The 17,010-nt window shown below is 40.3% G+C and carries 19 protein-coding genes; 10 read left to right on the plus strand and 9 right to left on the minus strand.

Annotated features, from left to right (window positions below):
- Positions 1-382 precede the first annotated feature (382 nt).
- The 3 genes from AC2D3N_RS15195 to AC2D3N_RS15205 form a co-directional block, all read right to left on the minus strand.
- Positions 383-691, minus strand: coding sequence for a small RNA NsiR4-regulated ssr1528 family protein (locus tag AC2D3N_RS15195; RefSeq protein WP_079678553.1), 309 nt, complete (start codon positions 689-691; stop codon positions 383-385).
- Between the two features lie 161 nt (positions 692-852).
- On the minus strand, positions 853-2,568 hold the full coding sequence (locus AC2D3N_RS15200) for a hypothetical protein (protein ID WP_484691366.1): 1,716 nt from the start codon (positions 2,566-2,568) through the stop codon (positions 853-855).
- Between the two features lie 115 nt (positions 2,569-2,683).
- On the minus strand, positions 2,684-3,451 hold the full coding sequence (locus AC2D3N_RS15205; RefSeq protein ID WP_484691367.1) for a pentapeptide repeat-containing protein: 768 nt from the start codon (positions 3,449-3,451) through the stop codon (positions 2,684-2,686).
- 211 nt (positions 3,452-3,662) lie between these two features.
- On the opposite strand from AC2D3N_RS15205, the gene AC2D3N_RS15210 reads away from it, so the two are divergent.
- Positions 3,663-3,860, plus strand: a complete 198-nt coding sequence (locus AC2D3N_RS15210) for a hypothetical protein (protein ID WP_079678558.1) — start codon at positions 3,663-3,665, stop codon at positions 3,858-3,860.
- A gap of 67 nt (positions 3,861-3,927) precedes the next feature.
- Here AC2D3N_RS15210 and AC2D3N_RS15215 read toward each other — a convergent pair whose 3' ends face one another.
- Positions 3,928-4,791: an amino acid ABC transporter substrate-binding protein gene (locus AC2D3N_RS15215; protein WP_079678560.1), complete on the minus strand. Its 864-nt coding sequence runs from the start codon at positions 4,789-4,791 to the stop codon at positions 3,928-3,930.
- A 264-nt stretch (positions 4,792-5,055) separates the two neighbouring features.
- On the opposite strand from AC2D3N_RS15215, the gene AC2D3N_RS15220 reads away from it, so the two are divergent.
- A complete protein-coding gene (locus AC2D3N_RS15220; protein WP_484691368.1) occupies positions 5,056-5,196 on the plus strand; it encodes a hypothetical protein in 141 nt (46 codons plus the stop codon).
- Positions 5,197-5,252: 56 nt separating this feature from the next.
- Complete coding sequence (locus AC2D3N_RS15225; RefSeq protein ID WP_484691369.1) at positions 5,253-5,540, plus strand: hypothetical protein; 288 nt, start codon at positions 5,253-5,255, stop codon at positions 5,538-5,540.
- Positions 5,541-5,762: 222 nt separating this feature from the next.
- Here AC2D3N_RS15225 and AC2D3N_RS15230 read toward each other — a convergent pair whose 3' ends face one another.
- The gene (locus AC2D3N_RS15230) at positions 5,763-6,179 is read right to left on the minus strand and encodes a PIN domain-containing protein (RefSeq protein WP_484691370.1); all 417 of its coding nucleotides are present in this window, start codon (positions 6,177-6,179) and stop codon (positions 5,763-5,765) included.
- On the minus strand, positions 6,176-6,418 hold the full coding sequence (locus tag AC2D3N_RS15235) for a hypothetical protein (protein WP_484691371.1): 243 nt from the start codon (positions 6,416-6,418) through the stop codon (positions 6,176-6,178). Before AC2D3N_RS15235 ends, AC2D3N_RS15230 begins: the two co-directional genes overlap by 4 nt.
- 65 nt (positions 6,419-6,483) lie before the next feature.
- Here AC2D3N_RS15235 and AC2D3N_RS15240 point away from each other — a divergent pair, with 65 nt between their 5' ends.
- Positions 6,484-7,092: a 4Fe-4S single cluster domain-containing protein gene (locus tag AC2D3N_RS15240; RefSeq protein ID WP_484691372.1), complete on the plus strand. Its 609-nt coding sequence runs from the start codon at positions 6,484-6,486 to the stop codon at positions 7,090-7,092.
- 36 nt (positions 7,093-7,128) lie between these two features.
- Here the strand turns inward: AC2D3N_RS15240 and AC2D3N_RS15245 are convergent, their stop codons facing one another.
- Positions 7,129-9,660 carry an AAA family ATPase gene (locus AC2D3N_RS15245; protein ID WP_484691373.1) on the minus strand — a complete coding sequence of 844 codons (2,532 nt, stop codon included), beginning with the start codon at positions 9,658-9,660 and terminating at the stop codon, positions 7,129-7,131.
- 308 nt (positions 9,661-9,968) lie between these two features.
- Here AC2D3N_RS15245 and AC2D3N_RS15250 point away from each other — a divergent pair, with 308 nt between their 5' ends.
- Both AC2D3N_RS15250 and AC2D3N_RS15255 read left to right on the plus strand, forming a co-directional pair.
- Entirely contained in the window at positions 9,969-10,241 is a 273-nt protein-coding gene (locus AC2D3N_RS15250) for a hypothetical protein (RefSeq protein ID WP_484691374.1), read from the plus strand.
- A complete protein-coding gene (locus tag AC2D3N_RS15255) occupies positions 10,238-10,603 on the plus strand; it encodes a clan AA aspartic protease (RefSeq protein WP_079678570.1) in 366 nt (121 codons plus the stop codon). Before AC2D3N_RS15250 ends, AC2D3N_RS15255 begins: the two co-directional genes overlap by 4 nt.
- Before the next feature lie 449 nt (positions 10,604-11,052).
- Here the strand turns inward: AC2D3N_RS15255 and AC2D3N_RS15260 are convergent, their stop codons facing one another.
- Positions 11,053-12,501, minus strand: a complete 1,449-nt coding sequence (locus AC2D3N_RS15260) for a formylglycine-generating enzyme family protein (protein ID WP_484691375.1) — start codon at positions 12,499-12,501, stop codon at positions 11,053-11,055.
- A 483-nt stretch (positions 12,502-12,984) separates the two neighbouring features.
- Between AC2D3N_RS15260 and AC2D3N_RS15265 the strand changes: the two genes are divergently transcribed.
- From AC2D3N_RS15265 to AC2D3N_RS15275, 3 genes are all read left to right on the plus strand, one after another.
- A complete protein-coding gene (locus tag AC2D3N_RS15265; RefSeq protein ID WP_484691376.1) occupies positions 12,985-13,629 on the plus strand; it encodes a bifunctional 4-hydroxy-2-oxoglutarate aldolase/2-dehydro-3-deoxy-phosphogluconate aldolase in 645 nt (214 codons plus the stop codon).
- Between the two features lie 460 nt (positions 13,630-14,089).
- The gene (locus tag AC2D3N_RS15270) at positions 14,090-14,542 is read left to right on the plus strand and encodes a L,D-transpeptidase (RefSeq protein ID WP_234996843.1); all 453 of its coding nucleotides are present in this window, start codon (positions 14,090-14,092) and stop codon (positions 14,540-14,542) included.
- A gap of 2 nt (positions 14,543-14,544) precedes the next feature.
- Positions 14,545-15,231 carry a metallophosphoesterase gene (locus tag AC2D3N_RS15275; protein ID WP_079681485.1) on the plus strand — a complete coding sequence of 229 codons (687 nt, stop codon included), beginning with the start codon at positions 14,545-14,547 and terminating at the stop codon, positions 15,229-15,231.
- On the opposite strand, the gene AC2D3N_RS15280 is transcribed toward AC2D3N_RS15275, so the two are convergent.
- Positions 15,228-15,515 (minus strand): hypothetical protein, encoded by a 288-nt coding sequence (locus AC2D3N_RS15280; protein ID WP_079681488.1) that lies wholly within the window; start codon positions 15,513-15,515, stop codon positions 15,228-15,230. The genes AC2D3N_RS15275 and AC2D3N_RS15280 overlap by 4 nt on opposite strands.
- Positions 15,516-15,923: 408 nt before the next feature.
- Here AC2D3N_RS15280 and AC2D3N_RS15285 point away from each other — a divergent pair, with 408 nt between their 5' ends.
- The gene (locus AC2D3N_RS15285) at positions 15,924-17,009 is read left to right on the plus strand and encodes a metallophosphoesterase family protein (RefSeq protein WP_484691377.1); all 1,086 of its coding nucleotides are present in this window, start codon (positions 15,924-15,926) and stop codon (positions 17,007-17,009) included.
- The last annotated feature ends 1 nt before the right edge of the window (position 17,010 follow it).

The raw sequence follows: 17,010 nt of genomic DNA on the forward strand, positions 1-17,010 counted from the left end.
GAGTTGGCGATCGCAATTAATCATTAATAAAAGTAATTGTAGTAAGATTGATTTTGATGTTTTGAAGGGTTTTAAAACACAAAAAATCAAGATTATACTTATTCAATTCTGCCGCACGTCTTTTTAATATACCCAAAAAAGACCCCTTACTAAATAGGAATAATCACTTACAGAGTAGGCAATGGGTGTATGGTATTCTCTATTCTCTGCTATGTAGAAGTCGCCCTTGGTGCTTAGAAAATGGATTCGGTGCTTAAGCGCCAAGCTCGGACTACGCTCAAGCACCGAATGACAAGCGTATATATTGTCATGTCCGTTGCCATAAGGAATCGGACATTAATAAACCCAACCCGCTAAAGAAGTGTAAAGATGACTCAATTTCTTAGGATTTACTGCCATAATAGAACAGGATTTCTTTCTCTTTTAAGCCTTGAAATCCCGCATCAATTAATAATTGATTCAGTTCGGTTTCGGGAATATGTTTAGCACCAATCCGAACAATTCGAGACCGCATGGTATTACTCACACCACTGCGTTGACGTCCGGCTTCTAAACCCATAACTTGATGGTAAAGGTCTAACTTAACCGGAGGAATGGGTGTGCCATCAAAGTCAATTCCTTTCGCGATCGCCACATCAATTGCATCCGCGCCCGTTGTTGATTCCGTTGATATATTAGCTTCTGAAGTCATGGGAAATCATCCAATTTAATCTTTAAACCATTCCATTCTACCGTGATTCTAAGTTCCTTGTTACCTATTACCCATTCCCCATCACGGATTTAAAAAGATTACGCAGATTGACACAGATTAAAATCCGTGAAATCCGTGAAATCCTCTTAAATCCGTGATCCCTATTCCCTCCTATACATTTGAGTTTCCAAATCCTTAATAATCCGTTGTTTATCCGGTTGTCCTTTCAAGAGTTTCAGTAGTCCTAACCCTTGATGAATCGGTTTATTACTAACGGGTTCAGCAAAGCCGCTCACCCCGTCTATTTCACCCATAATTGTCCGATAAAATGCCGCGCCGAATAGATGGTCTATCGGTTTTTCTCCCTCTCCAAAGGAACCCACCGCCATCCAATTATTGCCGATCGCAGTGGAGGGATTTCTGGTTTCTGAAACCGTCGGAATTCCTAATTGAATTTTATCAGAAATTGACTTTTGTGCTACTTCTGCGATCGCCACCCGAGCGGTCATTTCCATTAAAGGAATCGCTCCTTTAATAATTACATTTCCCGATAATAAACCCAAGCCGCCCCGAGAAACGGAATTATAGGATTTTTCCGCTAATCGATCTATTTTAACCTCGGCAATATCAATCCGTTGAATATCCGTTGCAGGATAATCTTGATGCTTTTCTAAGATAGATTGCATCGTTGTTTGAATGGTTTTAAAGGCTTCTAAATAGTCATCATCATCAAACTCATGATCAAAGGCTAAATCCGGTTGACGGATGAGTTGATAAATCACTTTTCCTAGGGCTGGAATCTCTGCATTGATTATCCATTCATCTAAACTAATTAAAGTTAAAGCATCAAGAATACTTTTCCCTTCTCGCAGTTGAATATAGGTTTTTGCATAGCGTTTTTTATCGGATTCGGATAATTCGGATTGATTATAAATAGTATTAATAATCAGAATATCTAAGGTTAAAACCCTGGCGGTAATACTGCCGCGCAAATAGTATTTTTTTAAGTTAGATTTTAAGGAGGAATTGAGAATAATCGTATCAATTTTTGTTAACGCATCTAAATCGGGAACCGCTTCCCCTGAACGGACATATTGATAGGTTCCTTTTAACTGATTTTTTTCTTCTAACCCTAAATCCGATGTTTCTAAGGCTTTTTCCAAGCAATGTTCTAAGGTCAAACAACGGGAATGATGGCTGGCAATAATATAACGTTGACCGATATCAGAATACAGTTTAGAGGTTAGCACCAAATAATCTAATAAATCTAAGGCGGTAAAATCTTGAGTTGCTTGTCCATTATTTAGACGATTATAGGCTTCTAAACATCTAATCTTAGTTTGTTCATAGAGAGAGAATTGATTAATTAAACGATTGATTTGTCGATCCAGATTCAATTCTGAGTTATAAAAACTATGCAAGACTAAAAAGGCATCATTTCCCCGAATTCCACAGCCTTTGAGTCGTAAATTTGCTCCTTCTGTGCGGTGGGGCGGAATTCTAACGGTATAGGTTTTACCGTTTTTTAAGGTAACGGTTTGATTTCCCCCTTGATCGGCTGTTTGATAGGCAATAAAAATATGATACAGTTCATCTAAACTGCAATCGGTTCCTTGGGGATTGGATAAAGGTTCTTCTAATTCTGAACCCAAATAATCCATCCAATCTTGACCTTTTTTCCAAGTGGATTCTACGGAATGGGTTGCCGTATCCCGAATCGTTTTTCCGGCTTCGGTGGCTTTATGGGTAATGGCTTCTCCCGCATGGGATACTCCATGTTTAGCGGCTTTGGTGGCTTTTTCCGTTAAAGACTGACTGGCTTTGGCTGCTTTTCGACTGATCGAATTCCATAAGGATTTATTTTTGTGATCGCCCATTGATTCATTCCCCCCTGAACTCCCCTAAAGCCATAATAGAATAGTTACCATCAAGTTATTTTAGCTCAGATCAACCCCTATTTTTAAATTGGTTTTTCTCCTGGGATTTTCTGGATTAAAACAGCAACTTTAATAATATCGGAGCTGCCGATTCTAACATTCCGACAAATCCACCGCGAGGTTTATTTTCTTGAGGATTTAATCGATATTCCAAGGTTTCAACTAACTGAAGGGAAATTTTTTCGCCCTCTGGGGAATTTAAAGTTTTATACAGTTGTTCGGCTTGTTTTGCATCAGCCATAGCCGCTGTTAAATTCCCTAAATCTGCCAGTGCCATACTGCGAGCAAAATAGGCGGCAGCTAACTTTTCGTCTAATCTCAAGGCTTGATTATAAAAATCAATCGCATTAACATAATGACCCGCTTTGGCTTCACTCACTCCTAGACGGTAAAAGTCCTCCGCATCGCCCACACTCGCCGGAAGTCCGATAACACCTACTAACTGAGCATTATTAATACTTTTGGCATCTAAAACCGCATTACTGAGGTAGGAACTTCTTAAATCCGTGCCGTTGAGGTTCGCCCCCGCCAGGTTCGCCCCGGTTAAGTTAGCCCCGAATAAACTCGCCCCAGCTAGGTTTGCCCCCCGCAGGTCTGCTCCCGTCAGGTTAGCTCGGCTGAGGTTCGCTCCCACCAGATTAGCACCATTGAGGTTAGCACCGACCAAATTTGCCAACACCAAACCTGCACCACTGAGGTCGCAATTTTGACATTGTTTGGTTGATAAAAGTTGTTGAGTCTGTTGTAAATTTTCGGCTTGGGCTGGAGTTAGGGGACTAAGCACTGCTAACAAAGCAACACCAGCGATAATTTTTTGTTTCATAGGACAGACTAATCAAAAGCTCGTTATGGCTATGATAAAATATTATTAGGGTAATTGCTACCGTTCCCAAGCGGACTTTCGGTTTTATCTTGATCAAAATCACGATTAAAAAGTGACTTTAATCACACTAATTTCGCGGTTTATATCACTGGTAAAATCGGCGATTCAATCAATAATATAGGATGAACCCATCAGGTTGTAGGTGCTGCCCATGTTAATGACTGAACCCTCTGTTAGTGTCGAAAGATTGGTCAATCAAATTTTTTCCTCTCGAAAAATCACCCGCAACGACCAACGATTACTGATGTCATTACTACTCTCCAAAGACGCATTGAGTTCAGAAGAACATTCCTATATTGATCAAGTTTTTGAACGCCTAAGACGGGGGCTAATTCATGTCGTTGATTAAGCATCAGAAATTACTCTTAAACCCAGAACTAAAACCACAGGAACTAACAGCCTGTGGTTTCGTTTTTTTAAGATTTTGTGCTAGTTTGAAACCGTTGATAAGGAAAACGCCCGGTTTTGGGATCAAACCATTTATTCCAGAGTTGGGTATTTTCTTCACTGGTAATCGTTTGATTGACTAAATTTCCCCATTGAGAACTATTTTTAGGTAAAATACAACCGTAATTTTCAAAGGTTAGGGGTTGTGATGGGACTAAACGAAAGGCTTTAAAGTCTAGTCCTTGTCGCCACAATTCGCCCAATAATAGAATTCCATCACTGGCGATTAAATCAATTTCTCCAGCTTTTAAGCGACGAATTCCATCGGTGCGACTTCCAATAACTTGCCATTTCGCTTCAGGATAAATGGGACGAAATTCATCGTCGGTTGTTGTTCCCAATAAGAATCCCACGGTAATATTACTTTCCCTAATTGTTTGCAATTTGGTTTCAGAAGTGCGGGTCGGGTTTAAACGTTCTGCATCCGCTTCTCTTGCCAAAAGTTGAATCCCAGTGGTAAAATAGGGAGTGGAAAAATCAACATTTTGTTCTCGTTCTGGGGTGATGCTGGTGGCTTCACAAACAATATCTAATTTACCTGTTTCTACCTGATTAAATCTGTTTTTTAAGTCAACGGTTTTTAATTCTAATTTAATCGGTTTATTCAGTTGTTTTTCTAGGCGCTGTTGAATGAGTTTAATTAAATCAACGGAATACCCTTGTAAGGTGTTGTTTTTGTCTGTATAACCAAAGGGAACCGCATCCGTCCTCACCCCGGCCGTAAGTACCCCTGTCCGGCTGACTTTTTCTAATACGGTTTCCGCCCAAACCGAGAGGGGAAAACTAACGGTGAAAAGAAGACTCAAAAGAGAAACAGCAAGTTTTTTGTCCATTGGTGTTAGATTCTTAACCAGATTAAAACGTCCTGTCATCCTATAACATTAATTGGGAACTCAAGGCAAGGGGAAAAGATATATTTACTTGAAACCAGTTATGGGATTTTGGTGATTAACAACATTTAAGTTCACCGAATTTTGGGATTTTATACTCTTTTTTATTAGTTAATAGTATAATAAAAAGGAAAGAAACATCAACATCCCCTTCCTGATATGATTGAGTTACCCTATTGTTCACCTGATGCTAAATATCGAATCGGAATGAAAGTAGATCGATCTCAAATTGCTTATTTAGTTCTCGAAGAACTCAGGAGCGGAAATCGATTAGAATATCCCTTGGGAAATGTTGTTTCTGAGATGTTCCCTGGTCATGTTTTAATTGATGGAATAATTTCTGAATAGAAACCCGGTTTCTATAAAAATTTTTCTTCCTAAGATTAATCATAACAATAAAAATTATGCGGCAAAATCCAGCAATTCTGAATCTGATTAAACAAATTCAAAACTGTCAAAGTTTAGTGGAATTTGAAACGATTTGTTTACCCTTTGAGTTAATAGATGCTATCACTCAAACCTGTGCATCAACTTTTACCCCTGAAGTATTAAAACATTTATCAGAAACGGAACCGGAAACTTTAGAATCTTGGGCGATCGCTCTTTCTAAAACCCTGGGAACTCAATTCAAACTGCTCAACTCTTGGCAACCTCTACTAGATTCTTTTCCGATTTGCAGAAATCGGAAGTAAAGAATTAGCGATCGCAATCAATCTTTAAAAACCCTAATTACTGAAAAATCATAACTATTAAAATCATATTGTCAAAAAATTGATCATCTGCTCAAAACTGTACAGGAAACTTTAGTAGAAATTGACCAAGAATTATCAACATCTCGACAAAAACAAGAACAGATGCAACAAAAAATCCGCTTTACTTTTTAATACTTTCTCTTTTTAGGATGTCACAGGACACTATTCAGATAGGGTTGCTAAAAACTCCTCTGGTCGCATTGCGGGAACTGAAGAAGCCAGAAAATCTGATGTATTTCTTGTCACAATGACTTCCAAACCTATCGCCTTTGCAGATTCACTCGTTACCGCATCCTCAAAATCTGTCATAGGGCTTTTTAATGCTGCCCGAATTACCTCATCTGTAACGCTAACAACTTGAATACGCTGCAATAATCTTGATAGCAATTCCTTTGTTGCTTCGTTACCAATTTGACGACGCAAGATATAGAAGATATTAGTCACAGCATGACCTGAAATATATCCCTGGACTCGTCCCTGTGTCACTGTGTTTAATGCTTGTGCGGAAGCAACAACAAATAACTGACGTTGAGCCAAAACATCCAATAAGACATCACTATCAAACAAAACCCGTTTCAACTGTATTTTTCCTCCAAATAATCTATATAGGACTCAATAAAATCATCTGCATTGAGTTGAATTACACCGATCAAACTTTGAGTCCAAGGATCAAGATCAGCAATGAATTCAACGCTTGAAGTCGGAGAAATAGATAACAGAGTTTCTTGTTGAATTGAGGTTAAAACAGACTGGACTAACTGCCAGCGATCGCTAATTGGTAATTGCAATGCTTGGTTTTGTAATTCTTGCAGTGTCATCAGCACTCTCTCCATAGTTATAATAGTTCATAATCAAAAGTTTTTGACTGCTCCCTATTCCTAAAATGACCTTAATTAATATTGCTGAAATTTGCCCTGCAACTCTTACCCTTGGCCCTGGTCAACGGTTTGTAATTTGGGTGCAGGGATGTTGTTTTAACTGTCGCGGTTGTGTGTCTCCTGAGTGGATACCCCAGACACAAGCCACAGAAATTCATCCGAAACAATTAGCTAATTATATATTATCAATTCCGGGTACAGAAGGGTTAACGGTTTCCGGCGGTGAACCGATGTTACAATCGGCTGCATTGAGTGAATTATTTCATAATTTGCGTCAACAACGGGATATTTCTATTATTTGTTTTACTGGGTTTACTTTAACACAACTCCAAGCCCAAAACAACCCCGCTATTGATGAGATTTTAACCTTAATTGATGTTTTAATTGATGGACAATATCTTCCTGAATTTAATGATAATCAAGGTTGGCGAGGTTCATCAAATCAAGTCGTACATTTTTTAACCCCTCGTCATTTACCCGAAGCAAGTTTATTTACACAGCGTCAGCGAGATGTCGAAATTCATCTACGCCCCAATGAAGCCTTAATGGTTGGTGTTCCCCCTGTTAATTTTTCTAATCAGTTTAAAACCGCCATTGATACCGCCACAAAGTAGGGTTTGTAAGCTCCGCGCACGCACCATTATCCCTTGTTAATTGGGAATATCTTCTAATCTAAAAGTTCTCATTCCTTCCCCGGATAAATGCTCTCTAACAATCCGACTTTTGAGACGTTGTACCATTTTTTCATAAAGGTTTCTTACCTCTCGACCATTGCCAAAATTTCGCCCTCGATTTTCATACATATCTCGAAATATAGTTAACAATTTTTCCGATACTTCTGGGGTAACTATCCACCCCCCTTGCTGACCCATTCCTAAACAAATTTGATGCAATTCTTCTCCGGTATAATCGGGAAATTCAATAATATTACCAATTCGAGATTTAATCCCTGAATTTGCATTCATAAACCCTTGCATTTCTAGGGTATATCCTGCTAAAATAACAATTAGGCGATCGCGTTCATTTTCCATCATGGGTACTAACGTATCAATCGCTTCCCGTCCAAAATCTTGACCCGAATCACTCCGACTTAACCCATAAGCTTCATCAATAAATAATACCCCATCTAGGGCAGATTCAATAACTTCTTTCGTTTTTAAGGTCGTTTGTCCTATATATCCGGCGACTAAATTACTGCGATTTGCTTCAATAAAATGCCCTTTTTCTAATAGTCCCAACGCCTTAAAAATTTGCCCAATTAATCGCGCTACCGTTGTTTTTCCCGTCCCTGGATTTCCTGTAAATAATAGATGGCGAGTTTGCTGACCTTCATGAATAGAAATTCCCGCTTCTCTTAATTGTTGATTGGCTAATTGTTCATTAACAATTTCTTTGATATTCTGTTTCACAGAATCTAATCCGGTTAATCGATCTAATTGTTGTAATAACTCTTGTAAAACTTGCTCATTTTTTCGAGATTCTTGGCGATATTCTGGGGGTAAATCTTGAAGTTGAAAAGGTTCTTGTAACGGTTCTAAATTCTGCTGAATTACACGCTGAGAACGCAATTGATCCATTTTGTCAAATAAATTTTCCACCACCCCCGCATTGCCAAAATTCTGATCCCTTCGTCTATATAAATCCTTGAATAAACTAACTAAAGCTAATTCTAATTCCGGTGTCATCGAACACTGTAACCGTGATAACCGTTGTTGAAAAATAGCCAACAATTCCGAGGGAGTATAATCTTCAAAAATAATCGTAGTTGGTAAGCGACGTTTTAACCCTGGATTACTTTCTAAAAATTCATTAATATTATCAAGATATCCCGCAATAATTACCGCCAGTCGATGACGTTCATCTTCCATTCTTTTTAGCAAAGTATCAATCGCTTGCTGACCAAAATCATTATTTCCCCCTTGACTTAAGGTATAAGCTTCATCAATAAATAATACCCCATCTAAGGCTTGATCAATCACTTCATTGGTCTTAATTGGGGTTTGTCCTATATATCCAGCGACTAAATCCTGTTTAGCAACTTCTCGAACATGACCCCGTTTTAATAATCCTAAATCTCGATATATTTCCCCAATTAATCGCGCTACGGTGGTTTTCCCTGTACCGGGATTTCCGGTAAAGATTAAATGGAGACGGGGTGGGTCGGTTTGTTGTCCTTGTTTTTGACGTTGTTGTTGTACAATTAGCTGGGGTATTTGTTGACTAATTAAGGTTTTGACACTCGATAAACCGATCATTTGATTTAACCTTTCTAAAGCAGGTTGGGTGCTAATATCCGCAACAAACCAACGCTTTGCTTTTGCTTGAGTGAGGGAAATTTCAGGAACAATTTTAAACCGATGATACCAAGTCTTTAGAGATTGGTTTTCCGCCGATATCCATTGGGAGAGTTGATTAAGATTTTTCCAAACTAGGGTTTTTTGTTCCTGTAACCGAAAATACTGTTGTAAGTTATTAATTTCTTGAATATCGGGAGAGGAGAGGCGAACTAAATTTAGGGATTGACTTGTAGAATCATCTCGGTTTCTGATATAATTAGACAGGAGAGTGAAACCAATGCGATCGCAATATTCTTGCAATTTGGCAATAGTTTCATGGTGAGAAATAAAAATACACAGGTTACAATTCTGCGGAGGTAAACGTAACCAATTAACAAACCGCCCAAATAGTTCGCGGTGATTAGCAAATTGTCCTAAATCTTCCGTATTAGTAAAAATAATGACGGATTTTTGGTTAATATCCTGCATGACAGTTTCAAAAATAGGCAGAATATTAACATCTTGTAATCGAGTTGGAGCATTGCTGGTTGTTGGTTGGGGTGCGACTGTTGGTGCGGGAGTTTGTCGCCCTAATAATCCCCGTTTTCTTCCTAATGAACCGGAAAATCTAAGTTCTTGACAAGGGGCAGAATTATTGTTAGATTGAGTTTGGGGAAGACAGCGATCGCGGGATACTTTATCTAAGAAATACAGTTTTTCCACTCCTGAATAAAACAGGATTCTTTGATAACCTTGGGATTGTAAATAACGATGTAAAACCTGTTCGATATCTTGTAATAATAAATCTGGAGTGCAGAAGGTATCGCTGGTATTAGTTCCGTAGAAGATAAAAAAGCGATCGCCTGAATCTAAATTTAACCCCGATGTAATTCGTTCAATAGTCATATTATTAGGGATGAATATATGAATAAAACCGTAGGGGCGGGTTCCGTACAAATTTATGTTTCCCACCAATAACTATCATAAACCCGCCCAACCCCACCATGAATTTTCAATTGCTGATGAAATTTTGGGGTAGGGTCAGGGGCGGGTTTAGATAAATTATTTCTGAGTCAGTCAGGGGCGGGTTTAGATAAATTATTTGTGAGTATTCAAGGTTAACTCGAACCCGCCCCTACGGGTGATCAAATATTCCTTATATGTTATATTATGGAGGATCTCAAACAGATAGTGTAGCGATCGGGAGTCAACCCATGCAAGCGATCCTTCTAAGCCGTGAAGAAGTTGCGCGACGTGCAAAGCAACTGTACGAGTGCGGAATTCGTCAAAAGGTCGAGATCGATGAAAACATTGGCAAAATGGTGATCATCGACATTGAAACGGGTGATTATGAGGTCGATAAAACTGGGTTGCAAGCATCACGAAACCTTAGCAAAAAGCACCCAAACGCCCGCCTGTTTGGTATTCGCATCGGCTACAACGTTGCTGTTTCATTTGGTGGTGTCATGGAGCGTGTCTATCAGTGATTTCTGGAATCGTGACAGATAGACATCCAACTGTCGCGCTGACGTTTTTGTTGCCAAATGGCTCAAGCATACCCATTGAGTTTGTTATAGATACAGGTTTTACAGGAGAACTGTGTCTTCCAATAGAAGCGGTTTCATTGATGGGCTTACCCTTCAGACACGATACTCCTGCAAACTTGGCAGATAACAGTGAAGTCCTGCTGCCAATTCACGAAGCCACCGTCCTGTGGGATGGTGAAGAACGAGAAGTCCTGGTTATTGCTACAGGGAGACGACCCTTGCTTGGAACTGCTTTATTGGATGAGCAAGAACTCGTCATTCAATTTACAGAAGGCGGGTTGGTGACAATCGATCAGTTGTAAATACCAATCTAGCGTGAGGCAGCACAGGCTAACAATACAACCCGTAGGGGCGGGTTCCGTACCAATTTATAATTCTCAGCGATAACTATTATAAACCCGCCCGACCCCGCCATGAATTTTAAATTACTGATTCAATTTTGGGGTGAGTCAGGGGCGGGTTTAGACAAATTATTTGTGGGTTTCAAAGATTAACTCGAACCCGCCCCTACGAATCCTGGCCAGCAAAGTCAGGGTGATCAAATATTCCCTAAACCCGTAGGGGCGGGTTCCGTACAAATTTATAATTCCCACCAATAACTATCATAAACCCGCCCCACCCCACCATTAATTTTCAATTGCTGATGAAATTTTGGGGTAGGGTCAGGGCGGGTTTAGATAAATTATTTCTGAGTCAGGGGCGGGTTTAGACAAATTATTTCTGAGTATTGGAGGTTAACTCGAACCCGCCCCTACGAATCCTGGCCAGGAAAGCAGGAAGCAACCCGAAACCCGTAGACGTTGTAGCAGAGGTCGGGATCGTACCTGAAACGATAAGCAGAACGGCAGTAATCGGGACTGTAGAGCCACGAACCGCCCCGCAAACAACGAATTCTTCCGTCATCCAATAAATAGTTGACTAAATTTTCAACACTGTAAACTTGATAACGATTATCATTCTGATATAGATTATCCCAAACTTTCCCTAGAATTGGCGCATCAGCATAGCTGTCATGCCAAGGATCGGCGCACCATTCCCAAACATTGCCATGGAGGTCATATAACCCAAAGGCATTGGGGGAAAACTCCCCGACGGGATTAGTTTGCTGGCGATATTGCCCCGAGGGTTCGCTGGCATAGACTATGCTGCCGTTATAGTTGGCTAACTGACTGGTGATCGTTTCCCCAAAGTAGAACGGCGATATAGTTCCAGCGCGACAGGCATATTCCCATTCCGCCTCACTGGGCAAGCGATAGGCTATTCCTGTATATTTATATAGTCTAGCACAAAATTCTACGGCATCATACCAGTTTACATTTTCTACAGGTCGGCGATCGCCTTTAAATTTAGAAGGGTCTGGTTTTAGGTCACGGCGAACTTTCGGTAAGTTAGCAACCCGTTTCCATTGCGCTTGAGTAATGGGATATTTGCCCATCAAAAAAGCCGAAACGGTAACTTGATGTTGGGGTTTTTCGTTATTACTTCCTTCCCCCTGGGGTGAACCCATTAAGAACGTCCCACCCGGAATATACACCATTTCTAAAATGATATTGTTGCCTAAATCTTCCAGAAAGTCTTGGGCTTTGTGGGTTTGAGAATTAATAATTAGTCCTTGACGATTAACGGTAAGTGCTACAAAGCTAAATTCGCGCAGTTGTATCTTTAAAGACGGGGGAAGTTCGGAAATTGGTTCTTCTATTTTAGCAGATTCGAGTTGTGTTTGAATCACCGTTAACTGTTCGTTAAAAGGTTCGGGAATTGATGCTTCTATTTTAGCAGTTGCAAGTTGTGTTTGAATCGCCGTTAACTGTTCGTTAATTGGAGTAAAAAAATTGAGTAAGGTTTGCGGGGTAATAATTTCTTGGGCTAATTTTTCCTGATATTCTATTTGAGATTGGTTTAACTGATTAACTTGGGTTTGGAGTTCCTGACGTTCTGCGGTTGCGGTGGTCAGTTGTTGTTGAATTATTGTTAACTGTTGGGTGAGAGTAGAGATAGATTCTGTCAACTGTTGGCTGGGAACTTGGGAAAATTGATCAAATTTAGTAAGAAATTCGGTTAACTGTTGTTGAGCAGCAAGTTGTTGTTGATTTAGTTGATCTTGCAGGGTTGTTAATTTTAACCATGCCTGTTTTGCCCAATTGAATTTAGCTTTTTCCTTAGCAATAAATTCATTAGGGATATGTCCAGGGAAAGTCACGGGATAGGGCGTTAAATCCCATCCACAATCTGAGTCTCGAACTGCGGTTTGAAATTCCTGACGCTGTTGCTGTAAGCGCTTTTGGGTATTTTGTTCTAAATCTGCTAAACTACTTTTTAAACGTTGGCTTTCCTGTTCCTGTCGTTGGGCGCGCTGTTCGAGGGGTGCAAAACGTTGCTGGAACTCTTGTCGCGCCTGTTCTCGAACTGCATTTAACCGTTCTGGGAGATCCTTTTGTACAGAACGTAGACGACTTTCGGTGTTCTTTCAGACGTCGCAATTCCTGTTCTTCAACACTCACATATCGCCGTTTTTCGCCACTCATGGTTTTGCCCCCGTTTGGCTAAGATTGTTTCAGTTTTCTGATTTTAACATGGATTTTTAAGTTTGATAGCTAGGAATAGGAAATAAATAATATCTTAAATCTGCTATAATAAACCTGGTAATATTGTTAATCAATTTTAAGGATATTTTAATTTAAAAGTGACTTCTGAACTTTGGTTATCTGGGTTAAAAAAATATCGAGCGATCGCCGTTATTCGCGCTCGTCAAAGGCAACTAGGAAAACAAATGGCACAGGCAACCGCCGCCGGAGGCATGGGGTTAATTGAAATTACTTGGAATAGTGACCAAGCCCCAGAATTAATTGCGGAATTACGGTCTGAATTGCCTGAATGTTTGATCGGCACTGGCACATTATTCACCATTGAAGATGTGCAGAAGGCGATCGCAGCCGGGGCGCAATTCCTATTTTCTCCCCATACCAACCCTGATATGATTCAGGTGGCAAAACAAGCGGAAATTCCGATAATTCCTGGGGCATTATCCCCGACGGAAATCATCACCGCCTGGCAAGCCGGGGCTAGTTGTGTTAAGGTATTTCCTGTTTCCTCGGTCGGGGGTGTAGATTATATTAGAAGTATTAAAGGGCCGATGGGAAATATCCCCTTAATTCCCACGGGAGGGGTAACTTTAAATAATGCCGTTGAGTTTATTCAAGCGGGAGCGATCGCGGTGGGACTCGCCGGAGATTTATTTCCACCGGATTTAATTGCCCAACAAAATTGGCAAGCGATCGCTCAAAAAACTCAAACCCTCCTACAACAGTTCTCCGAAATTTCTGCTTGAATTGGTGAAGGAATAGGCAACAACAGAATACAATTTGAGGTATCGCAGTATTCAAGATCACTTGTAGGGGGACGGCGCGCCCAAAGTCCGTCAACTTAAGCCGAAAACCCGTGATTACAGCCGAGATTAGATCCCCCTAAATCCCCCTTAAAAATGGGGACTTTGAACTCTAATTCCCCCCTTTCCAAGGGGGGCTAGGGGGGATCATTGACTTGGGATCAGATCAGCGTGAATTCGGGTTTGAGCGCCTACTTTTCGCCGTAAGTTGACACCGATGGGCGCGCCGTCCCCCTACGATCAATTGGATGTCTATACTTGCTAAGTCAAACCCAAGGAGTCGAGTATGAAAACTTTAAACCCCTTAATTAAAACCCGATCTGGTTTCAAGTTTAATCCGGTCAAACGACCCCATTTTCCCAGAACAAAATCAAGTTTTTGGGGAATGATAGCCAGCGCGACAATGTTAACATTAATCACCGGATTCTCCCCAGGAAATTTAGCGATCGCCAATGAACAACACAACCTAATTGCGCGTAATATGATGGAATTACAGCAATCTTCTGAACGTTGGATTTTAATTGATCTATCTCGACAACGCTTAATAGCTTGGGAGGGAAATAAACCTGTTTATGCGGTAATTGTTTCTACGGGAAAAGCGGACACCCCCACCCGCACCGGAGTCTTTAAAGTCTATACCAAATACGAAACTACCCGCATGACCGGCCCGGATTATGATGTTCCCGATGTTCCCTACACGATGTACTACGACGGGGGTATGGCCATTCATGGAGCCTATTGGCATAATCTATTTGGTACACCCGTTTCCCACGGTTGTACTAATGTTGCTGTCAATCATGCCAAATGGTTATTTGAGTGGGCATCGGTGGGAACCCCCGTTATTGTACATAACTAACTATGCGAATTATTGCTATTGCCGATATTCATGGCTGTTCAATGGCTTGGGATACTCTCCTATCTATGATTAAGCTCCAAGGGGATGATTTAATCATTACCCTAGGGGATTATGTGGATCGAGGGCCAGATTCTAACGGGGTACTGGAAAGATTAATTACCCTGCACAAAACCGGACAGTTAGTCGCCCTGCGGGGAAACCACGAAATCCTGATGTTAGAGGCGCGTCACTCTCCCCAACAGTTCGATGCTTGGTTTAAATGGGGGGGTGATCAAACCTTAGCCTCCTATCCTACCACCGGAAAAAAACCTAAGTTAGAAACCATTCCCGCCCACCATTGGGAATTTCTGGAAAACCTGTGTGTGAACTATTGGGAAACGGAACACCATTTTTTTGTTCATGGCAATGTTGACTCCCAACTTCCCCTAAATCAACAACCCACAGAACAATTATTTGGGGCAAAATTTCATCATGCAAAACCCCATATTTCGGGAAAAACGATGGTTTGTGGTCATACCCGTCAAACCAGTGGTAAACCTGTTAATTTAGGCTATGCCATTTGTATTGATACTTGGGTTTATGGACAAGGTTGGTTAACAGGTTTAGATATTAATAGTGGTAAAATTTGGCAAGCCAATCAAATCGGTCATTTTCGGACAGGTTGGATTGATGAATTCAAGCCGATTTAATCGGATGAACAGCTTTCGGTGATTCCCCGCAGAGAATCCATCAGACTGCTGTATTCCGAAGGATTGAGTACCCCCGAACTATAAAACTGAGCCAGACAGCTATTAATGGCATTAAACGCTGACTTCCGTTCTAACCAGGATTTTCCTTTCTGGAGCGCTTCTTCTGCGGAGGCATAGTCTTCGTCGGAGGTCAAATATTCGCCATAGGGGAGAATAATTTGCCATTTCCAGCGATGGCGAAGACTGAGGGTGGAGATTAACAAGCCGTAATAGTTTTTGTGCATCGATAATACTGCTGAAAATCCTTAACAATTATTTAACTATTGTATTACATTTCTTAAATAATTTTAACTTTTGTTAGAGTTACATTAAGAAATGAGTACATATACGGATTGTATACCTCCAAAAATCCGTTTCTTATGTATTGAAAAGTACAAATACCCGCCTTTTTTAGCCGATGCAATTTTATCCGTAAAAATAAAAATATCTGACCGTTCGGGGAGAGGATAATGAAGTAATGTTAAAATTATTAATATTCTTTAAAAAATGGGATTAATTTCGCTATATTCTTTTAGTAAAGAGATCAAAGTTCATCCAATTTAACAAAATGATGGACGTTTAATTATACCTTAATTTTGTCAATTATTGCGTCGAGTAATACCTTTTTTGTCAGCCCTTTTGCCGATTTACTTATGAACTTAAATTTTAAATTTGCCATTGTCAGTGATTTGCATATTGCCTTGCCTGAAACAATATGGGATCATCCCCACCGTTTCCATTTAGTGGAAGTGAGCATCCCGGCTTTAGAATTGGCATTAGACCATTTAGGGGAATTAGATTTAGATTTTCTACTCTTACCCGGGGATTTAACTCAACATGGAGAACGGGAAAATCATCAATGGTTAAGTCAACGATTAAGCCAACTGCCCTATCCAGTTTATGTGATTCCTGGAAATCATGATTTTCCAGCCTTAGAAAGCCATAAAAATCACATTGGATTGAGGGAATTTCCCCAATATTATCGAGCTTTTGGCTATGAAAATCACCAAGGTTTAGATTATACCAGGGAAATTTTACCTGGGTTACAATTAATTGGGTTAAATTCCAATCATTTTGATGATCATGGCAATCAAATAGGCTGTTTACAATCGGAACAGTTAGAGTGGTTAGAACAGGTATTATCTCAAGTCAAAAATCAATTGGTTTTTGTGATGATTCATCATAATGTGATTGAACATTTACCCGGACAAGCGACGAATCCTTTAGGGCGACGATATATGTTAGAAAATGCTCCGCGTTTTTTAGAAATTTTAAAACAGGCGGGGGTGCAGTTAGTTTTTACCGGACATTTGCACGTTCAAGATATTGCCGAATGGCAAGGAATTTATGATATTACTACGGGATCATTAGTCAGTTATCCCCATCCCTATCGCGTGATTCATGTTCATACCAATACTCAGGGAAAACCCGTTTTAAAGATAGAATCCCATCGAATTACCGCCGTTGAAGATTGGCCAGATTTACCATTAAAATCCCGGGAATGGATGGCGGAGCGTTCTTTTCCCTTTATGATGAAACTATTGACCAATCCCCCGTTAAAATTAACCCCTCAAGAAGCAGAAAAAATAGTTCCCCATCTGCGTTATTTTTGGGCGGATATTGCCAACGGAGATACGCAATTCAATTTTGAACTGTTTCCGCCCTCTGTGCGTCGTTATTTTGAAGAATTTAGTGCTACAGATCAGATTGATAATTTTGCTCAGTTAGTTTTATCTTAAT

It is taken from the genome of Planktothrix sp. PLAVEN19ND (assembly GCF_057220675.1).

Coding starts and splice junctions, on each gene's coding strand:
- AC2D3N_RS15195 (WP_079678553.1), bottom strand. CDS start 691: ATGACTTCAGAAGCTAATATATCAACGGAATCAACAACGGGCGCGGAT.
- AC2D3N_RS15200 (WP_484691366.1), bottom strand. CDS start 2,568: ATGGGCGATCACAAAAATAAATCCTTATGGAATTCGATCAGTCGAAAA.
- AC2D3N_RS15205 (WP_484691367.1), bottom strand. CDS start 3,451: ATGAAACAAAAAATTATCGCTGGTGTTGCTTTGTTAGCAGTGCTTAGT.
- AC2D3N_RS15210 (WP_079678558.1), top strand. CDS start 3,663: ATGTTAATGACTGAACCCTCTGTTAGTGTCGAAAGATTGGTCAATCAA.
- AC2D3N_RS15215 (WP_079678560.1), bottom strand. CDS start 4,791: ATGGACAAAAAACTTGCTGTTTCTCTTTTGAGTCTTCTTTTCACCGTT.
- AC2D3N_RS15220 (WP_484691368.1), top strand. CDS start 5,056: ATGAAAGTAGATCGATCTCAAATTGCTTATTTAGTTCTCGAAGAACTC.
- AC2D3N_RS15225 (WP_484691369.1), top strand. CDS start 5,253: ATGCGGCAAAATCCAGCAATTCTGAATCTGATTAAACAAATTCAAAAC.
- AC2D3N_RS15235 (WP_484691371.1), bottom strand. CDS start 6,418: ATGACACTGCAAGAATTACAAAACCAAGCATTGCAATTACCAATTAGC.
- AC2D3N_RS15240 (WP_484691372.1), top strand. CDS start 6,484: ATGACCTTAATTAATATTGCTGAAATTTGCCCTGCAACTCTTACCCTT.
- AC2D3N_RS15245 (WP_484691373.1), bottom strand. CDS start 9,660: ATGACTATTGAACGAATTACATCGGGGTTAAATTTAGATTCAGGCGAT.
- AC2D3N_RS15250 (WP_484691374.1), top strand. CDS start 9,969: ATGCAAGCGATCCTTCTAAGCCGTGAAGAAGTTGCGCGACGTGCAAAG.
- AC2D3N_RS15270 (WP_234996843.1), top strand. CDS start 14,090: ATGTTAACATTAATCACCGGATTCTCCCCAGGAAATTTAGCGATCGCC.
- AC2D3N_RS15275 (WP_079681485.1), top strand. CDS start 14,545: ATGCGAATTATTGCTATTGCCGATATTCATGGCTGTTCAATGGCTTGG.
- AC2D3N_RS15280 (WP_079681488.1), bottom strand. CDS start 15,515: ATGCACAAAAACTATTACGGCTTGTTAATCTCCACCCTCAGTCTTCGC.
- AC2D3N_RS15285 (WP_484691377.1), top strand. CDS start 15,924: ATGAACTTAAATTTTAAATTTGCCATTGTCAGTGATTTGCATATTGCC.